Below are 23,645 nucleotides of genomic sequence, written 5' to 3' on the forward strand. Positions count from 1 at the left end.
CATACTGTAATTGTTAGCGTGGCTTGACGGAGTAAGTGAAAAATTCAGCAGATGGCGCAAACGTTTTAACTTAAAAAATTTACACCTTGTTTAGCGACCGTATTAAAAAAGTATTTAAAAATGAATAATATAGTTAAGCCAGCAAAGCCGCTTTCTAAGCAGGAAAAAGTAAAAGAAATAATGCGAATTTTGGATGACCTTTATCCAGAAATTCCTATCTTCTTAGATCACAAAGACCCATATACGTTACTCATTGCGGTTCTATTATCGGCACAATGTACCGACGAGCGCGTTAATCAAATTACGCCAAAGTTATTCGCTCGCGCGGATAATCCCTACGACATGGTGTTGATGAGTATTGAAGAAATACAAGACATTATCCGCCCTTGTGGATTATCGCCTATGAAGTCGAAAGGCATTTGGCATTTGTCCGATATGATCATCAAACAACACAATGGTGAAGTTCCAGCAAATTTTGAAGCGCTGGAGGCCATGCCTGCTGTTGGCCACAAAACGGCCGCGGTGGTTATGTCTCAAGGCTTTGGTATTCCTGCTTTCCCGGTAGATACTCATATTCATCGTTTGATGTACCGCTGGGGTTTATCGAACGGAAAGAGTGTTGAGCAGACAGAGCGTGACGCAAAACGCTTGTTTCCAAAAGAAAGGTGGAACGACCTCCATCTGCAGATTATCTTGTACGGCAGAGAATACTGCCCTGCCCGCGGCTTCGACTTAAACAAGTGTGTTATCACACGTGAGTTCGGCAGAAAGAGCTTTATTAACGAAGTGCTGAAAGAACAAGAGAAAAAGCAAAAGTTGGCGCTTAAGAAGAAGCGTAAATAGAACATTTTTAGAGAGGAGCCATTCGGCTCCTCTTTTTAATTCCACTCACTTACTCACACAAACAATTTTGCGACTAACACACGAGTTACGCTTGTAGTTTGCCTCGAAAGGGACAATCAAATTAGCTATGATGTTTGGGGTAGAGTTTTGCTCACGCAAGTAAACAAAAATATAAAAATAATCCACGGAGAACACATGTCCCGATTGAATAATATCGCTAGGAATCTAGCGTTTGGTGCATTAGTAAGTGCATGCAGCTTTGGCGTTTTTGCTGAAACTTCCCCCATTACTGACGAGCAAAAGAAAACTGCGGAAACGCTAATTCAAAAAGCGCTGAAAAGTGACTTAGGCTATAGCATCGTAGAATCACTCACTACAGAGATAGGCCCACGCCTTGGCGGTTCAGAAGCAGAAAAGCGCGCCAGAGATTGGGGTGTTAAGGTAGGAAAGAACCTTGGGTTTGATAAAGTGAGCATTGAAGAGTTTAGCATGCCCTTCTGGGACAGGGGTCACTTACATATTTCACTTACTGCACCATACATGCAGCCCCTTTACGGTACCGCGTTAGGTGGAGCTGCTCCTTCAGAGAGCGAGATCAACGCTGACATCGTATATTTCAGGGATATTCATGCACTAACCGCAGTTAAAGACGGCGCGCTGAAAGGCAAAATTGCGTTTGTCGATGGCGACGCCATGGTAAAAAGCCAAACCGGTGCGGGCTACGGACAAGCAAATCAACGTAGACGCATTGGTTGGCAACATGCGCAACGTGGTGGCGCTGAAGCGCTAGTTGTACGTTCGGTAGGCTCAGACTCCCATCGCTTCCCTCACTCCGGCATGATGAGTTCAGACGGCGATGAGTGGGCCGATATTCCGGTTGTTGCTATTTCGAACCCCGACGCTGATCATCTTCGACGCCTACACAATTTAGGCAAGCCACTGTCGTTATCGCTCCATTCTGAGTCAAAGTGGAAAGGCGAAGTAAATAGCGGCAACGTAATACTAGATTTAGTAGGAAGTGAAAAGCCTGAAGAGATTGTGCTTATTGGTGGTCACTTAGACAGCTGGGACCTCGGCACTGGCGCTGTAGATGACGGTGCCGGCGTTGCTATTACCACAGCGGCAGCCGCATTAATTGCATCACTGCCTGAACGCCCTAAACGCACCATTCGTGTAGTTATGTTTGGCGCTGAAGAAGTAGGCTTGTTAGGCGCGTTTGCTTATGCAAAACAGCATGAAAAGAACCTTGCTAACCACGTTCTGGCTACTGAGTCTGATTTTGGTGCGCAAACAATTTGGCAACTTGTGTCGAATGTGAACCCTGAAGCAACAGTACTGGTAGATGAAATCGCAAAAATCCTGTCCCCGCTAGGTATAATTCGCGGTGGTTCAGACGTTGCTGGTGGCGGCCCCGACATTATACCGCTAGCAGCGAAAGGCGTACCGACTATCCGGTTGAACCAGAACGGACGAGATTATTTCGATCTTCATCACACGCCTGATGACACATTGGATAAAATTAACCCTGATGAACTGGCGCAAAACATTGCAGCTTATGCAGCAAGCATATATCTGTTAGCAGATTCAGACGTCGACTTAAAAGCCAAATAAAAGTCAGGGGTTATTTCTATAACGAGATTGGTTAGTACACTCCCGTACTAGCCAATGCTTCTCTTGCAACAGCACCATTATTTACAGCGTTTAATACATACGACACAGTTGCACGACTGAACACGCAAGACCTATAACCTTTTAGCTTTTTAGCATCATTATTGACTATACAGCGATAAAGTCTCTTAAGCGCCTGTTATTAAGCACGAAAGCATAGAATGGGTAGTTAGAACTTAATTAGCTCTCTTGAATAAGCTGATCAATAAATCGCTTTGCTTCTTGTCTTGATGATAACTGAACATGTCGATAGGTATTCGCATGTTTGAAGGCAACAGCTGTTTTATTTATGGAGATATTTGAAATTAACGCACCTGGAATAAGGCTGTTAATGGTAGAGATAGAGTTTTGAAATTGCATATTAAATACTTCTTTATTGATATTGTTTGTTTTGAATTCCTCGCAGGTTGGGTTAAGAAATCTAAAAACGAAAATTAGGCTCTTTTCACATTTTACGTGAAAAAGAGCCCATCTTTGCGGGTTACTTCAAATAAGAGAAATAACCCTAAGCTTGCTTACAGGTCTTAAAGAACTGTTACGTTAGCAGCTTGTGGGCCTTTTTGGCCTTGTTCAACTTCAAAGCTAACCGCTTGACCTTCAGCAAGAGTCTTGAAGCCGTCAGAAGTGATTGAACGGAAGTGTACGAATACGTCTTTGCCACCAGCTTCAGGAGTAATGAAACCGAAACCTTTTTCTTCGTTAAACCACTTAACTGTACCATTTACAGAATTAGACATAATAATAACCTTTTAAAAAATTGATGTAATGGTGGAAGCCACCGAATAGCAATAGACATAACTAAGCTAGTAAAGCAGTTGTATATCTATCTAGCACTTCAATTTGAAGGTATAAAGAAAGGTACAGCGCAGTATTAGGTAAAGCATAAAACATATCTAGAGCGAGCGAGACAGTACAGGTTATTGATCGCGATGTCCAATTATTTTGGGATTATTTTTTAAGCATTCCAATGCAACCTTATTACTGGCTCACAATGAATACGTATGTTTGTATAACGCCAATACCAGCTAAGTTAATCTTATTTTTTTTCGCTAGGTTTTAATTATGACAGACATGTACTCATTATTAGATAAAACCGCCATTGTAACAGGCGGTGGTAAGGGGCTGGGTAAAACTATAACCCACTTTCTATTAGATGCAGGAATGAAAGTAGCTATCTGCGGACGCACTGAACAGACGATAAACGAGACAGTTGAACAATTAGATGCGCTATTCCCCGGTAAAGTCATTGGGACAAAATGTGATGTATCAAAAAGTGATGAAGTAGCAAGTTTTGTAAAAGAAGTTAAAAATACATTTGGCGAACTTCACGTTCTTATCAATAACAGTGGGTTTGGTAAAGAAACGCTTATCTGGGAAACCAGTGAAGACGATTGGGACGAAGTGATGGATACCAATGTAAAAGGTTCCTTCCTTATGTGTAAGCAAGTAGTGCCCCATATGATTGAAAATCGAGAAGGTTACATTATCAATATTGCCTCTCAGGCGGCACTAAATGGATATGCCAATGCCGGCGTTTACTGCGCGTCAAAATTCGCATTGGTGGGGCTTGGGAAAGCTCTTCAAGAGGAGGTGCGACCTTATGGCATTCACGTTCACTCACTCAACCCTGCGCTAATTCAGTCACAGAAAACAGAATCAGAGAAGGTAGATAAGGGTCTTATTCAAAACGAAGACTTAGGCAAAATGGTGGTCTACCTGTTAAGCCAGCCACGTAGACTTAAAATTGATAATATCGGCATGTGGGGTTTTTAATACGTTTAAGTGGAATGGTAAAACTGTCTTAAAGCGTTAACATTTCCCCATTATCATGGTGTGTCGTTTGCGTTGACCAACGAAAGTGCTCTGCAGGGAGCCGTATGAATGGGGCTCTGTGTGGCTCGAGTTCTGCGTACATGTAGCAACTGCAAACGCACACTTACAATGCAGTGTACCATCGGGTAATTCTGATGGTTCAAATAGGAAATAGTTATGCGAATCCTTCACACCATGCTTCGAGTTGAAAACTTAGAGGCGTCACTTCACTTTTACACCTCATTGATGGGCATGCGCCTTCTCAGACAATCAGAAAACAAAGAGTATGAGTACACCCTCGCTTTTGTAGGATACGGAGAAGAGACCGATAGCACTGTGTTAGAGCTTACCTATAACTGGGGTGACAACACCTATGATAAGGGTAACGCGTACGGCCACATCGCTATTGAAGTAGACGACATCTATCAGTTTTGTGAAAACTTAGAAGCAAATGGCGCTGAGGTGTATCGTAAACCTGGCCCAGTAAAAGGTGGCTCTACCGTCATCGCTTTTGTTCGCGATCCAGATGGGTATGCCATAGAACTTATTCAAAATAAGTCTATTTCACTATAGCGCGACGTCGCCAATATCTTTTAAGCGCTTGTAACATAAGCTTTCTGTGAAATGTACGGCATAAGTAAGAAGGCGATAAAAGTAAACACATGGAGTGGCAGTCACATGCTAGGTAACCGCTTATTATTTTCTTTAAACCGTGTAAGCAAGGCTGTAGCGGGTTCGTCGAACAAGCTTAAGTTGCTATTAAAGGGCAATGCTAGGTTTCGCAATAGATATACGACCAGGTTGGCATCGTTACTACCTGCTTTGGTGGTGCTATTTACAGGTGCCCTTGCCTCTGAGAGTACGTTTGCAGCTGATGCTACGAATAGTAAAACCTCGCAAGCTGAAGCAGAACATACCACTAGCGAAAGACCGCATTTTACCGTTATCGCCCATCGCGGCGCTTCTGGCTATTTGCCGGAACACACCCTTGAAGCAGCCACGCTAGCGTTCTCGCTGCGTCCTGACTTTATAGAGCAGGATGTTGTTATAACCAAAGATGACATCCCCGTTGTACTGCACGACATTCACTTAGAGACAGTCACTAATGTAGAAGAAATTTTTCCAGCGCGTCACCGAAAGGACGGACGCTATTACGCCCGTGACTTCACCCTCGAAGAGCTTCGAGCATTGCGGGTACATGAACGTGCCAACAGTGATGGCAAACAAGTTTTTAAAAGTAGGTACCGCGGCTCCCAGGCTAATTTTAAAGTGGCCACGTTAAGTGAACACTTTGAGCTAATCAGCGAGCTTAATCGCCAATTCGGCACGTCTGTAGGCGTATATCCAGAAGTAAAGTCCCCTGCTTTTCACATTGCTGAAGGTATTGATGCCAGTAAGATGGTTATCGACACATTAAAAAACTACGGGTTTGCGGGAGAAAACGGCAATAGTTACCTGCAATGCTTTGACTTTAACGAGGTCAAGCGTATTCGTGAAACCCTTGGCTATAAGGGCAAAGTAGTTATGCTGATTGGCGAGAACGATTGGGGCGAGAGCGACACCGACTACGATTGGCTGCGTACACAAGATGGCATGAAGCAAGTCGCGAAGTATGCAAACGGCATAGGCCCTTGGTTAGGCCATTTAATGGATAATGAGGCGATGGCTAAAGGGAAAGTAGAAGCAGCAAGCTGGGTTCAGTACGCTCACAATAATGAACTTACAATTCACCCCTACACTTATCGTCAGGATGCGCTTCCAGCGGGCATGTCTGGAGAACAAATTTTAGATGTATTGCACAAGGTAGTGCGAGCTGATGGCGTTTTCACCGACCATTTAGTGCCTGTATTAACCTGGCGAGACAAAACAAATTAACGCAAGTTAAACGGGTTTAAGGCGCTTTAGCAAGCGCCTAAGACTTGGATAGTCGTACCACTACGCGTCTGTTTTGTGCACGGCTTTCCCGCGTATCGTTTGGCGCGATATGACGTTTTTCACCGTGGCCTGTCAGCTGGATCCTATCTTCAGGTACACCTAGCGTAGTGAGATAGCTTTTTACTTCATTGGCCCTTCGAATAGACAATTGTTCGTTGTTGTAACGTCCACCGTAACTGTCCGTATAACCATCGAGAAGCACAAGCTCCAATTCACTGTCTTCTTTTAAATATTCGCCAATCATAGTTAAACGCTTTTGCGAATACTTAGTAAGTTCGGTGCTGTTATTCTGATAAGACAATACGGTGTAAGAAATGTCATCAAAACTAAAGGGAAGCAAGTTCGACACGCACTTAACAAAGTCGCGATACACGCCTGAGAAGTTGCTTGCGTTTAATGCCACACTCACTTGGTCATATTTGTTATACCAATCTTGGTAATAAATCGTGGGCCAAAAGCCTTTCTCCAACTCAGACAGCATAGTCCATGCAGCATCCTGCGGCAGGTCGCCATTGTATTGCTTTCGAATAGACATATCCGCGATGGTCTTTGGCGCCACACCCGGCATCCACTTTGGCGGAACAGAGTAGACCGCAGCCACATCAAACTTGTTTGGCAGCATGTACATATCTAATTCAAATTCCATGTTGAGCTGCTTCGACGCAGAACTAGTGAACATGGCTTCGCCGTAACCAGGCAATTCATGGTTAAGTGTACACTGCAGGCGCGTGTCCGTATCAATACGCCAGTTGGAACTTTCAATGGTTGCAGAATATTGCCGCATGGCAGCATGGGACGACAGCGACCCCACCATCCCCAATAAAGCGATATATTTTAATTTCGACACCATTTCGACACCATAACGAAAGTCAGACTAACATGAATGTAGGCCTTTCATACGCCCACCAATCTTTAAGAGCCATAAATTGTACCCATTCGCTTTAAGCCGCAAATAGAACGTTTTGAAAAATTCATGGTTAATAAGATTATCGTCCAAAGTGTAGAAAAGTTTAGCGTTTAATACCATTAGCGTTTCGTACTATTAGCGCTTCTCATCTTCTCGGTTTTCAAATTGAAACTGGCAACTCGAAGATATCCTTGCGATAATTCTCTGTGCTAATAAGTTTCGCAGGTAGGTTTGCATAAAAAGCGACCAACCAGTTTCTGCAACCTAGTCTTACAAGAGTGTTTATGTCTGCCAACCCGCCCCTTCTTTCCCAGCGCTTTCGAGGTTATTTTCCCGTTGTCATCGACGTTGAAACGGCCGGATTTAATGCAGGCACTGACGCCTTATTAGAGTTAGCAGCGGTTACGGTGAAAATGGATGAAGAAGGAGTACTGCATCCTGACCAAACCTTTCACTATCATATAGATCCTTTCGAGGGTGCTAACCTTGAGCCTGCGGCATTAGAATTTAATGGCATTGATCCGAATTGCGCATTACGAGGTGCTATTGAGGAAAGCGAAGCCATGAAGGATTTATGTAAAGGTATTCGCAAAGCACAGAAAAATGCAGACTGTCAGCGTTCTGTTATCGTTGCTCATAACGCAACTTTTGATCAAAGCTTCGTTAATGCTGCGATTGAGCGCTGCAATATAAAGCGCACGCCCTTTCACCCATTTGTTTCCTTCGATACCACCAGCCTAGCGGGCCTTGCCCTTGGTCAAACTGTGCTGGTAAAAGCATGTCGAGCGGCTGGGATATCGTTTGACCAAAATGAAGCGCATAGCGCCCTTTACGATGCACAGAAAACCACCGAGCTATTTTGCTATATGGTAAATCGCTATAAGGCCTTAGGTGGCTGGCCAGTAGAAAATCAAGAATAGTTTTTTCGATAAACGCCGTAAACAAAAACAGCGCCAAAAGGCGCTGTTTTTCTATTATCTTTTAACAGGTTTGCTTATAGCTTATCTGCTTCTTCAGATAGATATTTAGCTACACCTTCAGGTGATGCATCCATACCTGATTTACCTTCGGTCCAACCTGCTGGGCAAACTTCGCCATGCTCTTCGTGGAACGCTAGTGCATCAACCATGCGAAGCATTTCGTCAACGTTACGACCAAGTGGAAGATCGTTTACTACCTGGTGACGTACCATACCTTCTGCATCAATTAGGAATGAACCGCGGAAAGCAACACCATCTTCTGGGTGCTCAACATCGTATGCTTGGCAGATGTCGTGTTTTACGTCAGCAACAAGAGTATATTTAACTGGACCAATACCACCTTGATTTACTGGGGTATTTCTCCACGCATTGTGTGAAAACTGAGAGTCGATTGAAACACCAATTACTTCAACACCGCGCTTTTTAAACTCGTCATAACGCTTGTCGAAAGCGATAAGCTCTGACGGGCATACAAAGGTAAAATCTAGTGGGTAGAAGAATACAACCGCTTTTTTGCCCTTAATAGCTTCACTTAGCGTGAAAGAATCTACGATTTCACCACTACCAAGTACCGCAGCTGCAGTAAAATCAGGTGCCGGACGGCCAACTAATACACTCATGAGTCTCTCCATTTATATTTGGATTGTAATAATAAAGGTGATTACATTGCGCAATCACTTTGATGAGAAATTTCCTATCCAGAAAATAGGTACGAATACGGAAATAACAATATTAAACAATGAGTTTTTTTACTGCTCGTACCAATAACTGAACAGCATAGAACAAAACTGTCCCGGACATTACCCAGTCGTTACCTAATTGCGGTTTATTAAATCTGCCATTACCTACTTGCCAAAACAAAGAATAACAATTATTATCATTTACAGATTCATTTGGAGTACGTTTAATGTTTGTTTGCATGTGCTATGGGGTAACAGATAAAAGCATTCGCGCGGCGGTTGAAGAAAACGGCGTGGGTAATATGCGTGAGTTACGTCAACATTTAGAGCTTGGCTCACAATGCGGTAAGTGCATCAATATGGCACAACAAATTATCGATCAAACCATTATTGACGAATCTCTCTTCAAAGACGTCGGCTAATATAAAAGTCCAAGGCTATCAGGCTAAATAACACAGGCTTATTTCCGAACACGCTTACCCTATCTATTGAAGTTAAAGCTTTATCCATGTTTAAAAGCTCGGTTTGACACCCTCAACTTTTCCTAAATTAGCTTCGTCAATACTATTAGCTATTTAAAGCTGTATTCAACACCTGCATAGTAAAATGCGCCATTAATACCGCCAGGGGATGTTGGTGGATAAAGCGCCCCAACCTCACCTTGAAACGGATTTTCATTTGGTAACGCGTCAAATAAGTTCTGCGCTCCAAAAGTAAGTTGAGTATCAGGCAAAATCTTCCAAGCGAGTTGAGCATCGAAAGTGGTTAGCGCACTGCCGTAAATATCCAAGCCTGCCGAAGCATCTAGATGATCTTCATAAAATTTACCGTAGTAGTTTAAACGCCAAGTGAAGGCCCATTCGTCTTTTGACTGTTCTAAGGTAATGCTCCCTCGATGAGCAGGGAGATTGTCTTCTAACATACGTATTCGAGCCTCAGTTAAGTTGGGCAGAAGCGTTATTTCCCCATCGCTTAACACCGGGTACAGAGATACACGCTCAACTTGCGTGTCTGTCCAGTTGTAGGCGACCAACACAGAGTTTGACCAGTCGCTTAACGCAAAATTGTAGTTTACAACTAAATCGATACCCTGGGTTTTGGTATCAAAATCATTGGTAAAATACTTAGCGGAATTATATCGGGCCGCATCAAAACGCCCTTGAGCAACAAGCGTATTAACGTCATCCTCGGTTAAAGGAATGGCCGATGTGGTACTGATACGATCGGTAAGGCGAATATTAAAATAGTCGAGCGTAGCAAAGAAGTTGTCACTTGCTTGCATAACCAAGCCCAAGCTAAAGTTTACTGATTCTTCAGGCGTCAGCGGCGTGGCCCCAAGCTGCTGCGAGATAAGGTCGGTTGGCGGCAATGTTGCTTGGTCTTCCAAGCCATTAAGGCCATAGGCAGTAGTTACATTTATAACATTACTTTGGCCCACAGTCGGAGCTTTAAAGCCCGTATTTAAAGAACCTCGCAGTGCAAACATATCGTTAAGTGTGTAGCGAGTACTTAGCTTTCCATCAAATGTTGACCCGAAATCACTGAAATGCTCTACTCGCGTTGCTACACCAAACTGCCAATCTTCAGTCGCGTAAAATTCCAAGTCGGCATACACAGCCCAATTGCTGCGACTCCAGTGACCAGCAGACTGAGGTTGATAACCAGGAAAACCGTTAGAGCCTATTGAGAAGCCTTCACTTAAACCTATCGGTGGTTCTAAAGCGAAAGGGCCAGCGATATACGAGGCTTCATCTCCCGCTTTTTGAAAATACGTCTCTTTTCTCCACTCAACGCCAGCAGCAATGCTCACGGGGTCGTCAAAAATAGTCTGGATCAGTTTAGTAAAGTCTAAGTTTAGCGTGCGTTCTACTTGTGATACCCCGCCTGGAGAAAAGGTCGTTGGGCTTTGCGGCCCTAGCGAAGGGTTGACCGTATTCGATATAGTGTACTCAATATCGCTATAGCCCAAGGTGGCACTGATATCCATCGCCCACCCCTTAGGCAATTCATGCTTTATACCCATTGCAATAGAAGCATCGGTAATCGTTCCACCGAACCGAGGAGTAAAACCACCAGGGAACCATTCATTAAAGGCAAAACAATTTGCTCCAAGTGAGGTCGTGTTATCTGCGATAAGTTGGTAATCAGGGTTTTCTAGTACGTTGTCATTTGATAAAGATATTGAAGGGCACGCTATACCGCTATTTAGCCCATCCAAATCAGCAACAATAAGGCGGCTTTCGCCGGTATTCGGATCCGTTCGGCTAAATACCCCTTCGCGAGTTTGCGGATTTCGAAAATAAAACCCTCCGTTTATCTCTCTTCTCGCGGCGGTCGCAAAACTATAAAAATGGGACGTTTTTGAAATATCAGCACCTGCATTGAGCGCAAGTTTGATATCTTCGTTAACATCAAGGGCCCCCCAAACTTGAGATGGCGAGGCGATAAAGCTATTTCCCTGTTCCAATAGCCCTTGGGCATCATCTCGCTGTACCGAGCGCGACGTGCCGTTTTGCTGTCGGTATTCCGCAGTGGTGTTAAAAAAACCCGATTCTCCTAACGTAAAGCCTTTATTAAGCTGTATTTGAAACAGTTCGCCATCGCCCTCGCTGTACCCTCCGGCTTTAAGCGCAACGCTCCCACCCTCGCGGTCATCTTTTAGCACAAAATTGATCACACCAGCGATAGCATCTGATCCATATTGAGCAGAGGCCCCGTCTCGCAGTACCTCCACTTGTTTTAACGCATAAGCAGGTATAACGGATATATCGGGACCTTGAGCACCATCAGATAACCCCCCGCCTAAAAATGTGATAACGGCTGAGCGATGGCGTCGCTTGCCATTTAACAAGAGCAAAGTGTGATCTGACGACATGCCTCTTAAATTAGCAGGCCTCACCAAGCTACTTGCATCATTGATGGGCTGGTCGTTCACGTTTAGTGAAGGCACCATAACGCTTAGCATGGAAAGGACGTCGCTATTGCCCTGAGAACTTAGTTTATCTGCTCCAATAACATCAAGAGGCACTGCCGAGTCGACAGCGCTTCGAGGCGCGTTACGAGAGCCAACGATAGCAATTTTTTCAAGCCCGTCTGCCCCCTCGTCATCTGCCTGTTCATTATCATCAGTCTGTTTACGTTGTGCTGTTAGCGATGCGCGGGAACGAATACTCAACGCCCCATTTTCATCGGCTACCACCGCTAATTCAGTGCCCTCAAGTAGCTGAGCTAATGCTTCACTCAAGGTAAAGGTTCCCTTAAGCGCATTGGTCGTTACTTTCTTCGCCAAATCAAAAGGAAACAAAAGGGTAGTGTTGGCTTGTTTAGCTAATTCAGTTAAGGCTTCGTTAGCGTTCTGTGCTGGAATAGAGAAACTAAACGCATCGGGCGCTGATGCCGGAAGAGTTTTAGAAGGTTGAGGATTTTTGAGAGTCGAACCGCTCTCGTCTTGCGCGTAGAGTGACGGTGTTATGAATAAGATTAAACATACACTCGAGGCAATATGTAAGGGCGCTGCAAGCGAGAAGTATGAAGGCCACGCTGTTCTTTTGCGCGAAATACAACTAGCCGAACACGCAAAGGCACGCAGCTTCTTTATTGCTTTTTTGGTTTGCCTACTTATCGCCAAATTGCCGTAATGCAAGATATATAATCGATGTACTTATTATTCTAGTTATATTGTCACATTAAATAAATTGATGCCAATAGGGAATAACTAATATCACCTATCTATCAAACAATATTTAACTTTTCGCTAGCTTAAGCTCAATACTGGTTTCTGTAACTTTCTCATAGGTAATATTAAAGCTGCTTTCAAGTGCCGACAGCAAGCCGTCTATATCGCCCACTTTGAAATAACCCGCCACTCTGCGCTTACGCAAACTATTGTCAGAGATGTGAAAACGGACTGGCGTGTATCGCCCAATTTCCAGTAGCACAGATTCAAGGGGCTCGCCTTTAAAAACTATCATGCCCTGCTGCCATGCCAAATCATCATCAATTTCATCTTGCGACATGCTTTCTCGGGCTTCTACTTTACCCAAAACAGTCGCTTTCTCCCCGGCAAACATTAGCAGACCTTCTTCTGTAACAGGGCGCTTACCAAACAATGATTCATTTGAAGATGACGCTTTAAAGCGGTCTTTTACTAACACTTTGCCATCGGTAACAACAAGTTCGAATGCGTTGTCGTCAACATACTGCATATTAAACGCGGTACCTACTGCTGTTACAGTATTGTTTCCAGCGGTAACAGAAAAAGGGCGGGTTTTATCATGAGCCACTTCAAAATGGGCTTCGCCTTTCAAAAGTACAATATTACGTGCACTTGATGTGAAATCTACCGTTACTAAAGAGTTGGTGTTTAGATGAAGCTGCGAACCATCGGATAAGGTTACATTTTTCTGTTCACCAACACCTGTTTGTACTTTTTGGCTAACAGCAGCAAATTCAGGCGCGCTATTTAGCCAAGTGCGCTGAACAATGACGCCAACCGCGATTGCCATAACTAAGAAAGTGGCAGCAATACCCCATACAGCGTTTTTCGGTAGGGTACGCCCTTTGGTAGTATGTCGCGCTGTTGGTTCAGGGAACAAACCGCTTAATTCATTAAGCACCGACATATCGTCCCACAAGCTTGCGGCATCTAGTAGAGCTTGGCGATGGGCATTACTTTCTGCCAACCAGGTGTCTAACTCTACCTTTTCGTCACTTTTTAAACCGCGATCGAGACGGCTTACCCAAAGGCACGCTTGCTCTTGGATATCTTCTTTGCTTGAAAACTGGCGAATATTATTCATGTTAACTACTGCTTATGTCCTGAGTCGCGGTAGCAGTGGCACGGGGAGATGCACTGTCATTTGAAAGCTCTGCTAAATACCTAGAGCACATCATTAAACCTTTGGCGACATGCTTTTCTACGGTGCTTTCGCTTAGCCCCACAAGCTCTGCAATCTCTTTTTGTCGCATGCCATATACTTTTTTAAGTAAAAATACGCGTTTTACATCAGCAGACAGGGTGTCTGTCGCTCGGCAAAAATGAATAAAGCGCTCTTTACTCTCTACATTTTTTTCTAAACTGTGCCCCACTAGTTCGTAAGGCAAAATATCCATGTCATCTAGCTGCTGCTTGTTTTTATTTTCTGCTTTTGCAACATGGTTCAACGCTAAATTACGCGCTGTTTTGAGCATATATGTCCGCTCATATTGTATTTCTTGTTTTAATTCTGCTTCGTAGCTTTTTATAAAAGCTTCTTGCACGATATCTTCAATGTCGTCGGCGCCAACAATAGAACCTACCGCGCGCATTAACTTCGAGCGGTATTTTAAAAAGGTTTCAGCTACTGTCGACTTTCTTGTCATAATAATAAAAGTTGTGTGTTTCGAATTGCTTACAATGGCATCAATAATGCCTGTTTCTTCATAACTTTTCACGCAAATGATGTTCGATATTGAAAATAAAAGGGGAGCTAACGCTCCCCTTCACGTCGAAACAATTGTGAAAGTTATTTTCGCTAATAGTTAGCGATTAGAACGTGTAAACACCTCTTAGATAATAGAAGCCACCGTTAATACCGATTGGTGAGGTAGTTGGATACAACGAACCTGCTATACCGGCATACTGCGTATTCTCATCTGGGTATTCATCAAAGGCATTTTTCGCGCCTACTGTTACAGTAAACTCTTCAGTGAAGTTATAAGCCACTTCTAAGTCCACAGTAAATTCCGAACCTACTTTTTCAATAGGTAATGCAGAATCTAAGTGATCTTCAAAGATGCTACCGTAATAGTTCAAGCGTGCAAGGAAGCGCCAGTCACCGTTAGTGTGATTTGCTGTTGCACTGTAGCGCACTGCTGGAAGGTTATCTTCTAGCATGCGAATACGGAACTCAGAAATATTATCTGAAGCGCGATCTACCTCTGTAGATGTCCAGTTGTAGGCTAGTGAGAATTTAGTTTCACCACCCATCATCTCCATCGAGTAGTTAGCAACTACATCAAGACCTTCAGTAGTCGTATCAAAGTCATTCGTGAAGAAACTAATTTCAGAGAAACTAGATGCATCATTAATGCCTTGCGCTAGTAGCGTCGCAATATCTTCTTCTGTTAACGCGATACCAGACGCTGTACTGATACGGTCTGTCAGTTCAATGTTGTAGTAGTCGGCAGTAATGAATAGACCATTTTCAAAGTCTGCTACCACACCAAATGTGATGCTCTCTGACTCTTCTGGCGTTAACTGCTCACCGCCTTTAAGTTGAGATACAGGATCTGTTGGAGGTAGTGTTGCACGGTCAATTAGCTCACCGCCCGTACCAAACGCAGTTGTTACGTTACGTACATTACTTTGACCCAGCGTAGGTGCTTTAAAGCCTGTTGAGAACGCACCACGGAACGCAATGTTCTCTAGCGCTTGCCAACGGAACGCAATCTTACCTTTGGTTGTATTACCGAAATCAGAGAAATCTTCGTAACGTAGCGCACCGGCTAGCATAAAGTTTTCAGTGATGTAGGCTTCTGCGTCGATGTAAAGCGCGATGTTGTTGCGGGACACACGACCTTGGCTATTGGCCGCCAAGCCAGGGAAACCATTTGAGCCAATGCCAAAGCCTTGTGTCGCCAGCGGACCTATTTCATAAGAGGCAGTATCACCTGCAAAGCTCTCATAACTTTCGTTGCGGTATTGGAAGCCAGTCGCTACAAATAGCGGCTCATACAAACCAACATCGAAAGGTTTTGTAAAATCAATATCAAGAGTTTGCTCAGATTGGGTATAACGACCTGGGCTAAACTCGAAAGGCGTTTCTGGGCCTAAAGACGGGTTAATTGTATTGCTAATAGAAAAATCAACTTCGTTTTGGCCAAGGTTTAAACTTACGTCATAGGTAATATCATTGGCTAATTCGCCTTTGGTACCAAAGACAAGAGACATATCGGTTACCGTACCGCCAAAGCGAGGTGTGAAACCGCCCGGAAGAATCTCATTAAACGCGAAGCAATCAGGATTGTTTAACACCTGATTGATATAGGTAGGGTTTTCAAGAACGTTGTCACCAACCACGATATCTGTTGGACAGTTACCTGACATGTCGCCTGTTAAATCACCAACCAGAAGTAGCTGCTCACCGTCTTCATTTGTACCACCGTCGTTTACACCGCCACGATTGTGCGGGTTACGGAAGTAGAAGCCACCTTCAACTTCACGCTCGGCAAAGTTACCAAATATATAAGCTTCTGACGTATCGGAAAGCTCTAGTCCCGCGTTAGCGAAAAGCTTGATGTCATGCTTAATTTCAGGCGAACCCCAAATTTGTGCAGGATCTGCCACAAATGTATTACCTGCCGCAATAAGCGCCGCTGCATCGTCACGCTGAACGCTGCGAGAGGTATCATCAGCAGTACGGTATTCGGCTGAAAGGTTAATGAACCCCTTATCAGAAAGTGGTAGGCCTACATTACCCGACAGCTGAATCATGTCGCCGTCGCCTTCGTAATAAGAGCCGTAACGGGCTTCGAATGAACCGCCTTCCGACGCATCATTAAGTACGAAGTTAATAACCCCTGCAATGGCATCTGAGCCATATTGTGCTGCCGCACCGTCACGAAGTACTTCCACCTGCTTAAGTGCCGCTGCTGGAATTACTGAAATATCAGGGCCTTGTGCACCGTCTGATAGACCGCCACCTAGGAAGGTGATTACCGCAGAACGGTGACGACGCTTTCCGTTTACAAGTACAAGCGTGTGGTCCGATGCCATACCGCGAAGGTTAGCAGGACGTACTAGCGTTGAAGCATCGTTGATTGGCTGGTCGTTAACGTTAAAAGACGGAACTACGGTTTGCATCATAGATACCATATCTGTGGCACCCTGCTGCTTAAATTCTTCGTCAGAAATGATATCAATTGGCACCGCAGAGTCTGCTACAGAGCGAGGCGCTGCGCGCGAACCGACGACGGCAATTTGTTCATAATCTTCAGCTTTCGCACTCTCTTCTGCTTCTTGCGCATAAACAGGTGCAGTAGCCATTACTGAAAACGCGGCAGATGCAGCTAATACGCCGCGCACGTTTTTGGTCAATAAAGACAAGGATGTATTCATGGTGGTTTCCCGGATTTTCTCTGAAACACTTTTAGCGCTATTAGCACAATAAAAAAATGTTCCGAGAGGTTGTTATTTTATACCTTCAACACTGACTCATTTGTGGCCAGATGCTTGATTTTATAGAACGCAAGGTATTAAAAAACAAACCTTTTTCGACAAAATAAAAATATTTTTTCAAGCTATAGAGGATTTTGATTTCTGACCTGTCTATATAGTTTTTACGGGAATGAAAGTGAGAAATTTTTGGCGGTTTTTAATGAAAAAAGCTGGCATAAAACCAGCTTTTTAATCGATATTTAAAATATCAGAAATCTGCTACAAATCGACAGACTTACTCTTCTTCTTTGTATTTTTCAGCTGTCTCTTTGATAAGCGGCTGAAGTTCGTTTTGTTGGAACATTTCGATAATAATATCGCAACCACCAACAAGCTCACCTTCTACCCATAGCTGTGGGAATGTAGGCCAGTTCGCGTATTTGGGTAGTTCAGCACGAATATCAGGGTTTTGTAAAATATCTACATACGCAAATGGTTCGCCACATGACATCAACGCTTGTGATGCTTGTGAAGAAAAGCCACAGCTAGGTAGTTTAGGAGAACCTTTCATATACAACAAAATTGGGTTTTCTTCGATTTGCTGCTTGATTCTATCTAGCGTTGATTGATTTTCAGTATTATCCATTTGATTCCTCTGAGCACAAAAGTGTATTCCCTCTAAGATGGGAATGCATATATGATTTATCAAGGCGAAGGGTATCATAAAATCCCTTTTAATTACCCATTACTGAATTGATCTTTTAGTACGCTCTATCCCTATCTACCTGTATATCTACCAACGCTAGATTTCCACAAAATAGATTTTGAAAAAAATTCACAATTTTGTCATTGAGTTATAAGACTTTATCCCCACATTTGGGATATGCTTTAGCGTCTAAAGTGATATAGTCGGCTAAGCGTTGACTGGCACTTATTGAACAGGCGAAGATAAGTGTGCTTTAGACTACAATACTAAACCAACATGGAGACCGTCATGGCTTTTGAACTACCAGCATTACCATACGAACAAAATGCACTAGAACCGCATATTTCTGCTGAAACGCTTGAGTACCACTATGGCAAGCACCACGCTACTTATGTAACTAAGCTTAACGGCCTAGTTGAAGGTACTGACATGGAAAACAAAAGCCTAGAAGAAATCATTAAATCTTCTGAAGGCGGTGTTTTCAATAACGCAGCGCAAGTTTGGAACCACACGTTCTACTGGCACTGCCTTAGCCCGAATGGCGGCGGCGAGCCTACTGGCGCACTAGCTGACGCGATTAACGCCAAATGGGGTTCATTTGCAGACTTCCAAGCAGCGTTTAACGACAAAGCAGTTAACAACTTCGGCTCTAGCTGGACTTGGCTAGTTAAAACTTCAGACGGTAGCCTAGATATCGTTAACACTAGCAACGCTGAAACACCTATTTCTGGCGATGACCTAACACCAGTACTTACTGTCGACCTTTGGGAACACGCTTACTACATCGACTATCGCAACGCGCGTCCTAAGTACCTAGAAAACTTCTGGGCTCTAGTTAACTGGGAATTCGCAAGCAAAAACTTTGCATAAGCCAGACGCCGTTCTGTAGTACACACTGTGTGCTACATAGCGTTTAAGAATACGAATAGAAAGCCCCGCTTTACAGCGGGGCTTTTGTTTATGTAAAAGCTTCATTAAGAGACACTAAATTCTTATTAAAGTTGCATTTTTCATTAGACGAAAAGATTAAAAACTATACACAATAATTACTATCCTTTTCTCAAATACCTACTAAGCTGAAATTACGGGGTTCCGTATTTAAGGGGTATTCATGGGTATTTTTGAACACTATCAAAGTCGCTATGAAGAGCGAAAACAGGAAGAGTTCACCATTGGGGAGTTCCTTGAAATTTGTAAGGAAGATCAAAGTGCTTACGCAAACGCTGCAGAACGTTTGTTACAAGCCATCGGTGAGCCAGAACTAATCGACACTGCCAACGACCCGGCTCTAAGCCGCATTTTCTCCAACCGCGTCATTTCTCGTTATCCAGCTTTTTCAGAATTCTATGGCATGGAAGAAGCCATTGAACAAATCGTCTCTTACCTCAAGCATGCCGCACAAGGTCTTGAAGAGAAGAAACAAATACTTTATTTACTCGGCCCAGTTGGCGGCGGTAAATCGTCACTGGCTGAAAGACTTAAAGAGCTAATGCAGCACGTGCCTATTTACATGCTTAAAGGCTCACCAGTGAATGATCATCCATTCTGTCTATTCGATGTCAAAGAAGATGGCGACATATTAGAAAAAGAATATGGCATTCCTAAGCGCTACCTAAAAACTATTATGTCACCGTGGGCTCGAAAACGCCTTCATGAGTTCAATGGTGATATTACCCAGTTCAAAGTGGTTCGGGTTTATCCATCGGTGCTTGACCAGGTGGGCATAGCTAAAACCGAACCGGGAGATGAGAATAACCAGGATATTTCAGCTCTTGTGGGTAAGGTTGATATTCGCCGCCTAGAACAATATGCACAGAATGACCCAGACGCTTACAGTTATTCAGGGTCCCTGTGTAAAGCCAACCAAGGCTTAATGGAATTTGTAGAGATGTTTAAAGCGCCAATTAAGGTGCTACACCCACTATTAACCGCCACACAAGAAGGCAACTATAATCCAACGGAAGGCTTCTCAGCCCTTCCCTTCGATGGATTAATACTGGCACACTCAAACGAATCTGAGTGGCAATCGTTTAGAAACAATAAAAACAACGAAGCGTTTTTAGACCGTGTTTATATTGTTAAAGTCCCTTACTGCTTAAGAGTAAGCGAAGAAATTCGCATTTATAAAAAATTACTCGATAGCAGTGAACTTAGTGGCGCTCCCTGTGCACCAGACACTTTGGAATGCTTAGCACAGTTTACCGTGCTATCCCGTTTAAAAGAGCCTGAAAACTCTAGCATGTTTTCAAAGATGCGGGTCTATGACGGAGAAAGCTTAAAAGACACCGACCCGAAAGCGAAGTCTTATCAAGAGTACAGAGATTACGCAGGTGTCGACGAAGGCATGGAGGGGTTATCCACCCGCTTTGCATTTAAGATCCTCTCTCGCGTGTTTAACTTCGATCATCAAGAAGTGGCAGCGAATCCAGTTCATTTATTCTACGTATTGGAACGTCAGATTGAGCGTGAACAGTTCCCCCAAGAAACCGCTGATAAGTATTTGGAGTTTTTAAAAGGCTACCTGATTCCCCGCTATGTGGAGTTCATAGGCAAAGAAATTCAAACCGCTTATTTAGAGTCATACTCTGAATACGGGCAAAACCTATTTGACCGCTATGTGACTTATGCTGATTTCTGGATCCAAGACCAAGAGTATCGCGACCCAGAAACCGGGCAGCTGTTTGACAGAGCATCGCTTAATGCTGAGTTAGAAAAAACAGAGAAGCCCGCTGGGATTAGCAACCCGAAAGACTTCCGTAACGAAATCGTTAACTTTGTTTTGAGAGCCCGTGCAAATAACGGCGGCAAAAATCCAGCATGGACAAGTTATGAGAAGCTTCGCACCGTCATTGAGAAGAAGATGTTCTCTAACACGGAAGATTTACTGCCCGTTATTTCTTTTAACACCAAAGGCTCAGCAGAAGAGCAGAAAAAGCACGACGACTTTGTAAATCGTATGACCGAAAAAGGCTATACGCAAAAACAAGTTCGCTTGCTTTGTGAATGGTACCTACGCGTACGAAAAGCGTCATAGCCTAAAGGCTAGAAGCTTCTAGAACGTAATTGGTACTAAAGCGTGCGCTAAGCGCGCTTTAGTGCCGGTATTTGTAGTTCACAACAACTCAAGCAGGTGTGTATGGCGCATTTCATAGACCGAAGGTTAAACAGCAAAGGCAAGAGTACGGTAAACCGCCAGCGCTTTATCAAGCGTTACAAGCAGCAAATAAAGCGTGCTGTATCTGATGCTGTGGGAAAACGTTCTGTTACCGACTTAGATTCTGGCGAGCAAATTAGCATTCCAGCCAGAGATATTTCTGAACCTATTTTTCATACAGGACGAGGTGGCAGTAGAGATATTGTCCACCCCGGCAACGACCAATTCACTGCAGGAGATAAAATTGACAGACCGCCAGGTGGTGGCGGTAAAGGCGCAGGTGAAGGCGACGCTAGCAACGAGGGTGAAGGGCAAGACGAGTTCGTATTTTCAATATCCAAAGACGAATATTTAGACTTACTATTTGAAGATTTAGCGCTTCCAAATTTAAAGAAAAATCAGTTCGACAAAGTCACCCAATTCGAAACCTACCGCGCAGGTTATCAGACCGACGGCGTACCAAGTAACCTTGATATTGTTCGCTCACTCAAAGGTTCTGTAGCAAGGCGTATTGCCCTAAGCGGAAGTGATAGAAAGAAACTCAAAGAGCTTGAAGAAAAACTGGTACTGCTTGTAGAAGACAAGCACGACAATACGCTGGCTATTAATGCACTAAAAGAAGAAATTGAAGCACTTAAAGCCAAAATAGCTCGAGTGCCTTTTATCGACACGTTTGATTTACGCTTTAAAAACTACGACAAGCGCCCGCTTCCTTCAAGTAAAGCGGTGATGTTTTGTTTAATGGATGTGTCTGGCTCTATGGACCAAGCCACTAAAGAAATGGCAAAACGCTTCTATATTTTGCTTTATCTATTTTTAAGTCGCACTTACGAAAACGTAGACGTGGTATACATTCGCCATCACACTCAGGCTAAAGAAGTAGACGAGCAGGAGTTTTTCTATTCTCAAGAAACTGGCGGTACCATTGTTTCAAGTGCCTTGAAACTAATGGATGAAGTAGTGCGTGAGCGCTATAGCGATGGAGACTGGAATATCTATGCAGCACAGGCGTCTGACGGCGATAACTGGGCTGACGATTCGCCACAATGCCGCGATTTGCTTACCACAAAACTGCTGCCGGCCACCCGCTATTATGCCTATATCGAAATAACAGAAAGGCAACATCAAAGCTTGTGGCGTGAATACGAGAAAGTCGCCGCCACTCACGATAATTTTGTATGTAAGCACATACAAACCCAGGCCGACATCTATCCTGTGTTCAGAGAGCTATTCAAACGCTCTGAGCAAGATGCGCAGCAAGGAGCCTAATATGACAACCGACGCTATCGCAACAGAAAACAGCAAGGCTAAATCATCAAAACGACATTTGCTAAGCGATGGGCCCGACTGGACATTTCCGCTTATCGAAGAGTACGAGCAGCACATCGATCGCATCGCTAAAAAGTTTAAGCTAGACACCTACCCTAATCAAATTGAAGTCATTACCGCAGAGCAAATGATGGATGCCTACGCCAGCATAGGTATGCCGCTTAATTACACGCACTGGAGCTTTGGCAAAAAGTTTATTCAAACCGAGCAACAATATCGTCGCGGACAAATGGGCTTGGCTTACGAAATTGTTATTAACTCTGACCCCTGTATTGCGTATTTAATGGAAGAAAACACCATTACTATGCAAGCGCTGGTGATAGCCCATGCCTGCTACGGGCACAATTCGTTTTTCAAAGGTAATTACTTATTTAAAACCTGGACCGATGCCAGCTCTATCATCGACTACCTGGTATTTGCTAAAAACTACATTGCTAAATGCGAACAGAAGTACGGTTATGACGAGGTCGAAAACATGCTCGATTCATGCCACGCGCTTATGAATTATGGCGTTGACCGATATAAACGCCCGCAGAAGATTTCGCTACAAGAAGAAAAGAACAGGCAGGAAGAGCGGGAAGCCTACCTTCAATCGCAAGTGAATGAGCTTTGGCGCACCTTGCCCGATAGCCCGCACAGCAAGCACAAAGAAAAAATTCGTTTTCCACAAGAGCCCCAGGAAAATCTGCTCTATTTTATTGAGAAAAACGCTCCATTACTTGAACCCTGGCAGCGGGAGATTGTGCGTATTGTACGCAAAGTCTCACAGTATTTTTATCCGCAGAAACAAACCCAAGTGATGAACGAAGGGTGGGCTTGTTTCTGGCATTACCATATTCTCAATGAAATGTATGACGAGGGCTTAGTTAGCGACCGCTTTATGATGGAGTTCTTGCACAGTCATTCAAGTGTCGTGATGCAACCCGAGTACAACAGCCCTTATTATTCTGGCATAAACCCGTATGCTCTTGGCTTTTCCATGTTCATGGATATTAAACGGGTATGTCAGTCGCCTACTGAGGAAGACTATAAATATTTGCCAAGTATTGCAGGTAAAGACTGGCTGGAAACCGTGCATTTCGCTATGGAAAATTTTAAAGACGAGAGCTTTATCAGTCAGTTTTTATCACCAAAAGTGATTCGAGATTTTAAATTATTCGCTCTTGAAGATGACACCACCAAGCCTTTTATTGCGGTAAGCGCTATTCATGACGAAATGGGTTATCAAATTATTAAAGAAAAGCTTTCTGCTCAATACAATTTGAGTAACTTAGAGCCCAACATTCAAGTACACAACGTTGATGTGCGTGGGGACCGGTCATTGACTCTGCGCTATATTCCACAGCGCGGTATACCGCTTGGTGAATCTAAAGATGAAGTCATGCGTCACTTGCACAGGCTATGGAAATTCGACGTGCGTTTAGAGCAAGATAATGGGGATAGTGGCGTTGAAGTGATATCGGAGTGTAAACGCGCACCGCAGGGATAGGCCTG

The 23,645-nt window shown here is 43.8% G+C and carries 20 protein-coding genes; 11 read left to right on the top strand and 9 right to left on the bottom strand.

Going from position 1 to position 23,645, the window contains the following annotated elements:
- The first annotated feature begins 120 nt into the window (after positions 1-120).
- Together ACXAER_RS17280 and ACXAER_RS17285 are read left to right on the top strand one after the other, a co-directional pair.
- A complete protein-coding gene (locus ACXAER_RS17280; RefSeq protein WP_474831316.1) occupies positions 121-843 on the top strand; it encodes an endonuclease III domain-containing protein in 723 nt (240 codons plus the stop codon).
- Positions 844-1,038: 195 nt separating this feature from the next.
- Positions 1,039-2,454, top strand: coding sequence for a M20/M25/M40 family metallo-hydrolase (locus ACXAER_RS17285; RefSeq protein WP_474831317.1), 1,416 nt, complete (start codon positions 1,039-1,041; stop codon positions 2,452-2,454).
- A gap of 237 nt (positions 2,455-2,691) precedes the next feature.
- Here the strand turns inward: ACXAER_RS17285 and ACXAER_RS17290 are convergent, their stop codons facing one another.
- Positions 2,692-2,871 (bottom strand): hypothetical protein, encoded by a 180-nt coding sequence (locus ACXAER_RS17290; protein WP_334057716.1) that lies wholly within the window; start codon positions 2,869-2,871, stop codon positions 2,692-2,694.
- Between the two features lie 164 nt (positions 2,872-3,035).
- Complete coding sequence (cspE, locus tag ACXAER_RS17295; protein ID WP_025254517.1) at positions 3,036-3,248, bottom strand: transcription antiterminator/RNA stability regulator CspE; 213 nt, start codon at positions 3,246-3,248, stop codon at positions 3,036-3,038.
- 325 nt (positions 3,249-3,573) lie between these two features.
- Here cspE and ACXAER_RS17300 point away from each other — a divergent pair, with 325 nt between their 5' ends.
- The 3 genes from ACXAER_RS17300 to glpQ all read left to right on the top strand — a co-directional run bounded on the left by ACXAER_RS17300 (position 3,574) and on the right by glpQ (position 6,198).
- Positions 3,574-4,284, top strand: coding sequence for an SDR family oxidoreductase (locus ACXAER_RS17300; RefSeq protein ID WP_474831318.1), 711 nt, complete (start codon positions 3,574-3,576; stop codon positions 4,282-4,284).
- Between the two features lie 216 nt (positions 4,285-4,500).
- A complete protein-coding gene (gloA, locus tag ACXAER_RS17305; RefSeq protein ID WP_474831319.1) occupies positions 4,501-4,896 on the top strand; it encodes a lactoylglutathione lyase in 396 nt (131 codons plus the stop codon).
- 105 nt (positions 4,897-5,001) lie between these two features.
- Positions 5,002-6,198, top strand: coding sequence for a glycerophosphodiester phosphodiesterase (glpQ, locus tag ACXAER_RS17310; protein WP_474831320.1), 1,197 nt, complete (start codon positions 5,002-5,004; stop codon positions 6,196-6,198).
- A gap of 37 nt (positions 6,199-6,235) precedes the next feature.
- Here the strand turns inward: glpQ and ACXAER_RS17315 are convergent, their stop codons facing one another.
- Complete coding sequence (locus tag ACXAER_RS17315; protein WP_474831321.1) at positions 6,236-7,108, bottom strand: flagellar protein MotY; 873 nt, start codon at positions 7,106-7,108, stop codon at positions 6,236-6,238.
- Between the two features lie 341 nt (positions 7,109-7,449).
- Here ACXAER_RS17315 and rnt point away from each other — a divergent pair, with 341 nt between their 5' ends.
- On the top strand, positions 7,450-8,085 hold the full coding sequence (rnt, locus tag ACXAER_RS17320) for a ribonuclease T (protein WP_474831322.1): 636 nt from the start codon (positions 7,450-7,452) through the stop codon (positions 8,083-8,085).
- A 74-nt stretch (positions 8,086-8,159) separates the two neighbouring features.
- On the opposite strand, the gene ACXAER_RS17325 is transcribed toward rnt, so the two are convergent.
- The gene (locus ACXAER_RS17325; RefSeq protein ID WP_474808007.1) at positions 8,160-8,765 is read right to left on the bottom strand and encodes a peroxiredoxin; all 606 of its coding nucleotides are present in this window, start codon (positions 8,763-8,765) and stop codon (positions 8,160-8,162) included.
- A 287-nt stretch (positions 8,766-9,052) separates the two neighbouring features.
- Between ACXAER_RS17325 and ACXAER_RS17330 the strand changes: the two genes are divergently transcribed.
- A complete protein-coding gene (locus tag ACXAER_RS17330; RefSeq protein WP_025254510.1) occupies positions 9,053-9,247 on the top strand; it encodes a bacterioferritin-associated ferredoxin in 195 nt (64 codons plus the stop codon).
- Between the two features lie 149 nt (positions 9,248-9,396).
- Here ACXAER_RS17330 and ACXAER_RS17335 read toward each other — a convergent pair whose 3' ends face one another.
- The 5 genes from ACXAER_RS17335 to ACXAER_RS17355 form a co-directional block, all read right to left on the bottom strand.
- Entirely contained in the window at positions 9,397-12,468 is a 3,072-nt protein-coding gene (locus ACXAER_RS17335) for a TonB-dependent receptor domain-containing protein (RefSeq protein WP_474831323.1), read from the bottom strand.
- A gap of 100 nt (positions 12,469-12,568) precedes the next feature.
- Positions 12,569-13,624, bottom strand: a complete 1,056-nt coding sequence (locus tag ACXAER_RS17340) for a FecR family protein (protein ID WP_474831324.1) — start codon at positions 13,622-13,624, stop codon at positions 12,569-12,571.
- Position 13,625: 1 nt separating this feature from the next.
- Positions 13,626-14,186, bottom strand: coding sequence for an RNA polymerase sigma factor (locus ACXAER_RS17345; RefSeq protein ID WP_474831674.1), 561 nt, complete (start codon positions 14,184-14,186; stop codon positions 13,626-13,628).
- A gap of 166 nt (positions 14,187-14,352) precedes the next feature.
- Positions 14,353-16,923 carry a TonB-dependent receptor plug domain-containing protein gene (locus ACXAER_RS17350; protein WP_474831325.1) on the bottom strand — a complete coding sequence of 857 codons (2,571 nt, stop codon included), beginning with the start codon at positions 16,921-16,923 and terminating at the stop codon, positions 14,353-14,355.
- 334 nt (positions 16,924-17,257) lie between these two features.
- On the bottom strand, positions 17,258-17,608 hold the full coding sequence (locus ACXAER_RS17355) for a Grx4 family monothiol glutaredoxin (protein ID WP_136780857.1): 351 nt from the start codon (positions 17,606-17,608) through the stop codon (positions 17,258-17,260).
- A gap of 348 nt (positions 17,609-17,956) precedes the next feature.
- Between ACXAER_RS17355 and sodB the strand changes: the two genes are divergently transcribed.
- The 4 genes from sodB (at position 17,957) to ACXAER_RS17375 (ending at position 23,640) form a co-directional block, all read left to right on the top strand.
- Entirely contained in the window at positions 17,957-18,538 is a 582-nt protein-coding gene (sodB, locus tag ACXAER_RS17360; protein WP_474831326.1) for a superoxide dismutase [Fe], read from the top strand.
- 241 nt (positions 18,539-18,779) lie between these two features.
- Entirely contained in the window at positions 18,780-20,702 is a 1,923-nt protein-coding gene (locus ACXAER_RS17365) for a PrkA family serine protein kinase (protein WP_269916060.1), read from the top strand.
- Positions 20,703-20,804: 102 nt separating this feature from the next.
- Positions 20,805-22,091, top strand: coding sequence for a YeaH/YhbH family protein (locus tag ACXAER_RS17370; protein ID WP_474831327.1), 1,287 nt, complete (start codon positions 20,805-20,807; stop codon positions 22,089-22,091).
- 1 nt (position 22,092) lies between these two features.
- Complete coding sequence (locus tag ACXAER_RS17375; RefSeq protein WP_474831328.1) at positions 22,093-23,640, top strand: SpoVR family protein; 1,548 nt, start codon at positions 22,093-22,095, stop codon at positions 23,638-23,640.
- Positions 23,641-23,645: the final 5 nt, after the last annotated feature.

Source organism: Alteromonas sp. AWJ4_199 (assembly GCF_056159165.1).

Bases quoted from the DNA above. Each gene is read 5' to 3' on its own strand.
- ACXAER_RS17375 (WP_474831328.1), top strand. From the start codon at position 22,093: ATGACAACCGACGCTATCGCAACAGAAAACAGCAAGGCTAAATCATCA.
- cspE (WP_025254517.1), bottom strand. From the start codon at position 3,248: ATGTCTAATTCTGTAAATGGTACAGTTAAGTGGTTTAACGAAGAAAAA.
- ACXAER_RS17330 (WP_025254510.1), top strand. From the start codon at position 9,053: ATGTTTGTTTGCATGTGCTATGGGGTAACAGATAAAAGCATTCGCGCG.
- ACXAER_RS17365 (WP_269916060.1), top strand. From the start codon at position 18,780: ATGGGTATTTTTGAACACTATCAAAGTCGCTATGAAGAGCGAAAACAG.
- ACXAER_RS17280 (WP_474831316.1), top strand. From the start codon at position 121: ATGAATAATATAGTTAAGCCAGCAAAGCCGCTTTCTAAGCAGGAAAAA.
- ACXAER_RS17285 (WP_474831317.1), top strand. From the start codon at position 1,039: ATGTCCCGATTGAATAATATCGCTAGGAATCTAGCGTTTGGTGCATTA.
- ACXAER_RS17355 (WP_136780857.1), bottom strand. From the start codon at position 17,608: ATGGATAATACTGAAAATCAATCAACGCTAGATAGAATCAAGCAGCAA.
- ACXAER_RS17325 (WP_474808007.1), bottom strand. From the start codon at position 8,765: ATGAGTGTATTAGTTGGCCGTCCGGCACCTGATTTTACTGCAGCTGCG.
- ACXAER_RS17345 (WP_474831674.1), bottom strand. From the start codon at position 14,186: ATGACAAGAAAGTCGACAGTAGCTGAAACCTTTTTAAAATACCGCTCG.
- ACXAER_RS17370 (WP_474831327.1), top strand. From the start codon at position 20,805: ATGGCGCATTTCATAGACCGAAGGTTAAACAGCAAAGGCAAGAGTACG.
- glpQ (WP_474831320.1), top strand. From the start codon at position 5,002: ATGCTAGGTAACCGCTTATTATTTTCTTTAAACCGTGTAAGCAAGGCT.
- ACXAER_RS17300 (WP_474831318.1), top strand. From the start codon at position 3,574: ATGACAGACATGTACTCATTATTAGATAAAACCGCCATTGTAACAGGC.
- ACXAER_RS17315 (WP_474831321.1), bottom strand. From the start codon at position 7,108: ATGGTGTCGAAATTAAAATATATCGCTTTATTGGGGATGGTGGGGTCG.
- ACXAER_RS17340 (WP_474831324.1), bottom strand. From the start codon at position 13,624: ATGAATAATATTCGCCAGTTTTCAAGCAAAGAAGATATCCAAGAGCAA.
- ACXAER_RS17290 (WP_334057716.1), bottom strand. From the start codon at position 2,871: ATGCAATTTCAAAACTCTATCTCTACCATTAACAGCCTTATTCCAGGT.
- ACXAER_RS17350 (WP_474831325.1), bottom strand. From the start codon at position 16,923: ATGAATACATCCTTGTCTTTATTGACCAAAAACGTGCGCGGCGTATTA.
- sodB (WP_474831326.1), top strand. From the start codon at position 17,957: ATGGCTTTTGAACTACCAGCATTACCATACGAACAAAATGCACTAGAA.
- gloA (WP_474831319.1), top strand. From the start codon at position 4,501: ATGCGAATCCTTCACACCATGCTTCGAGTTGAAAACTTAGAGGCGTCA.
- rnt (WP_474831322.1), top strand. From the start codon at position 7,450: ATGTCTGCCAACCCGCCCCTTCTTTCCCAGCGCTTTCGAGGTTATTTT.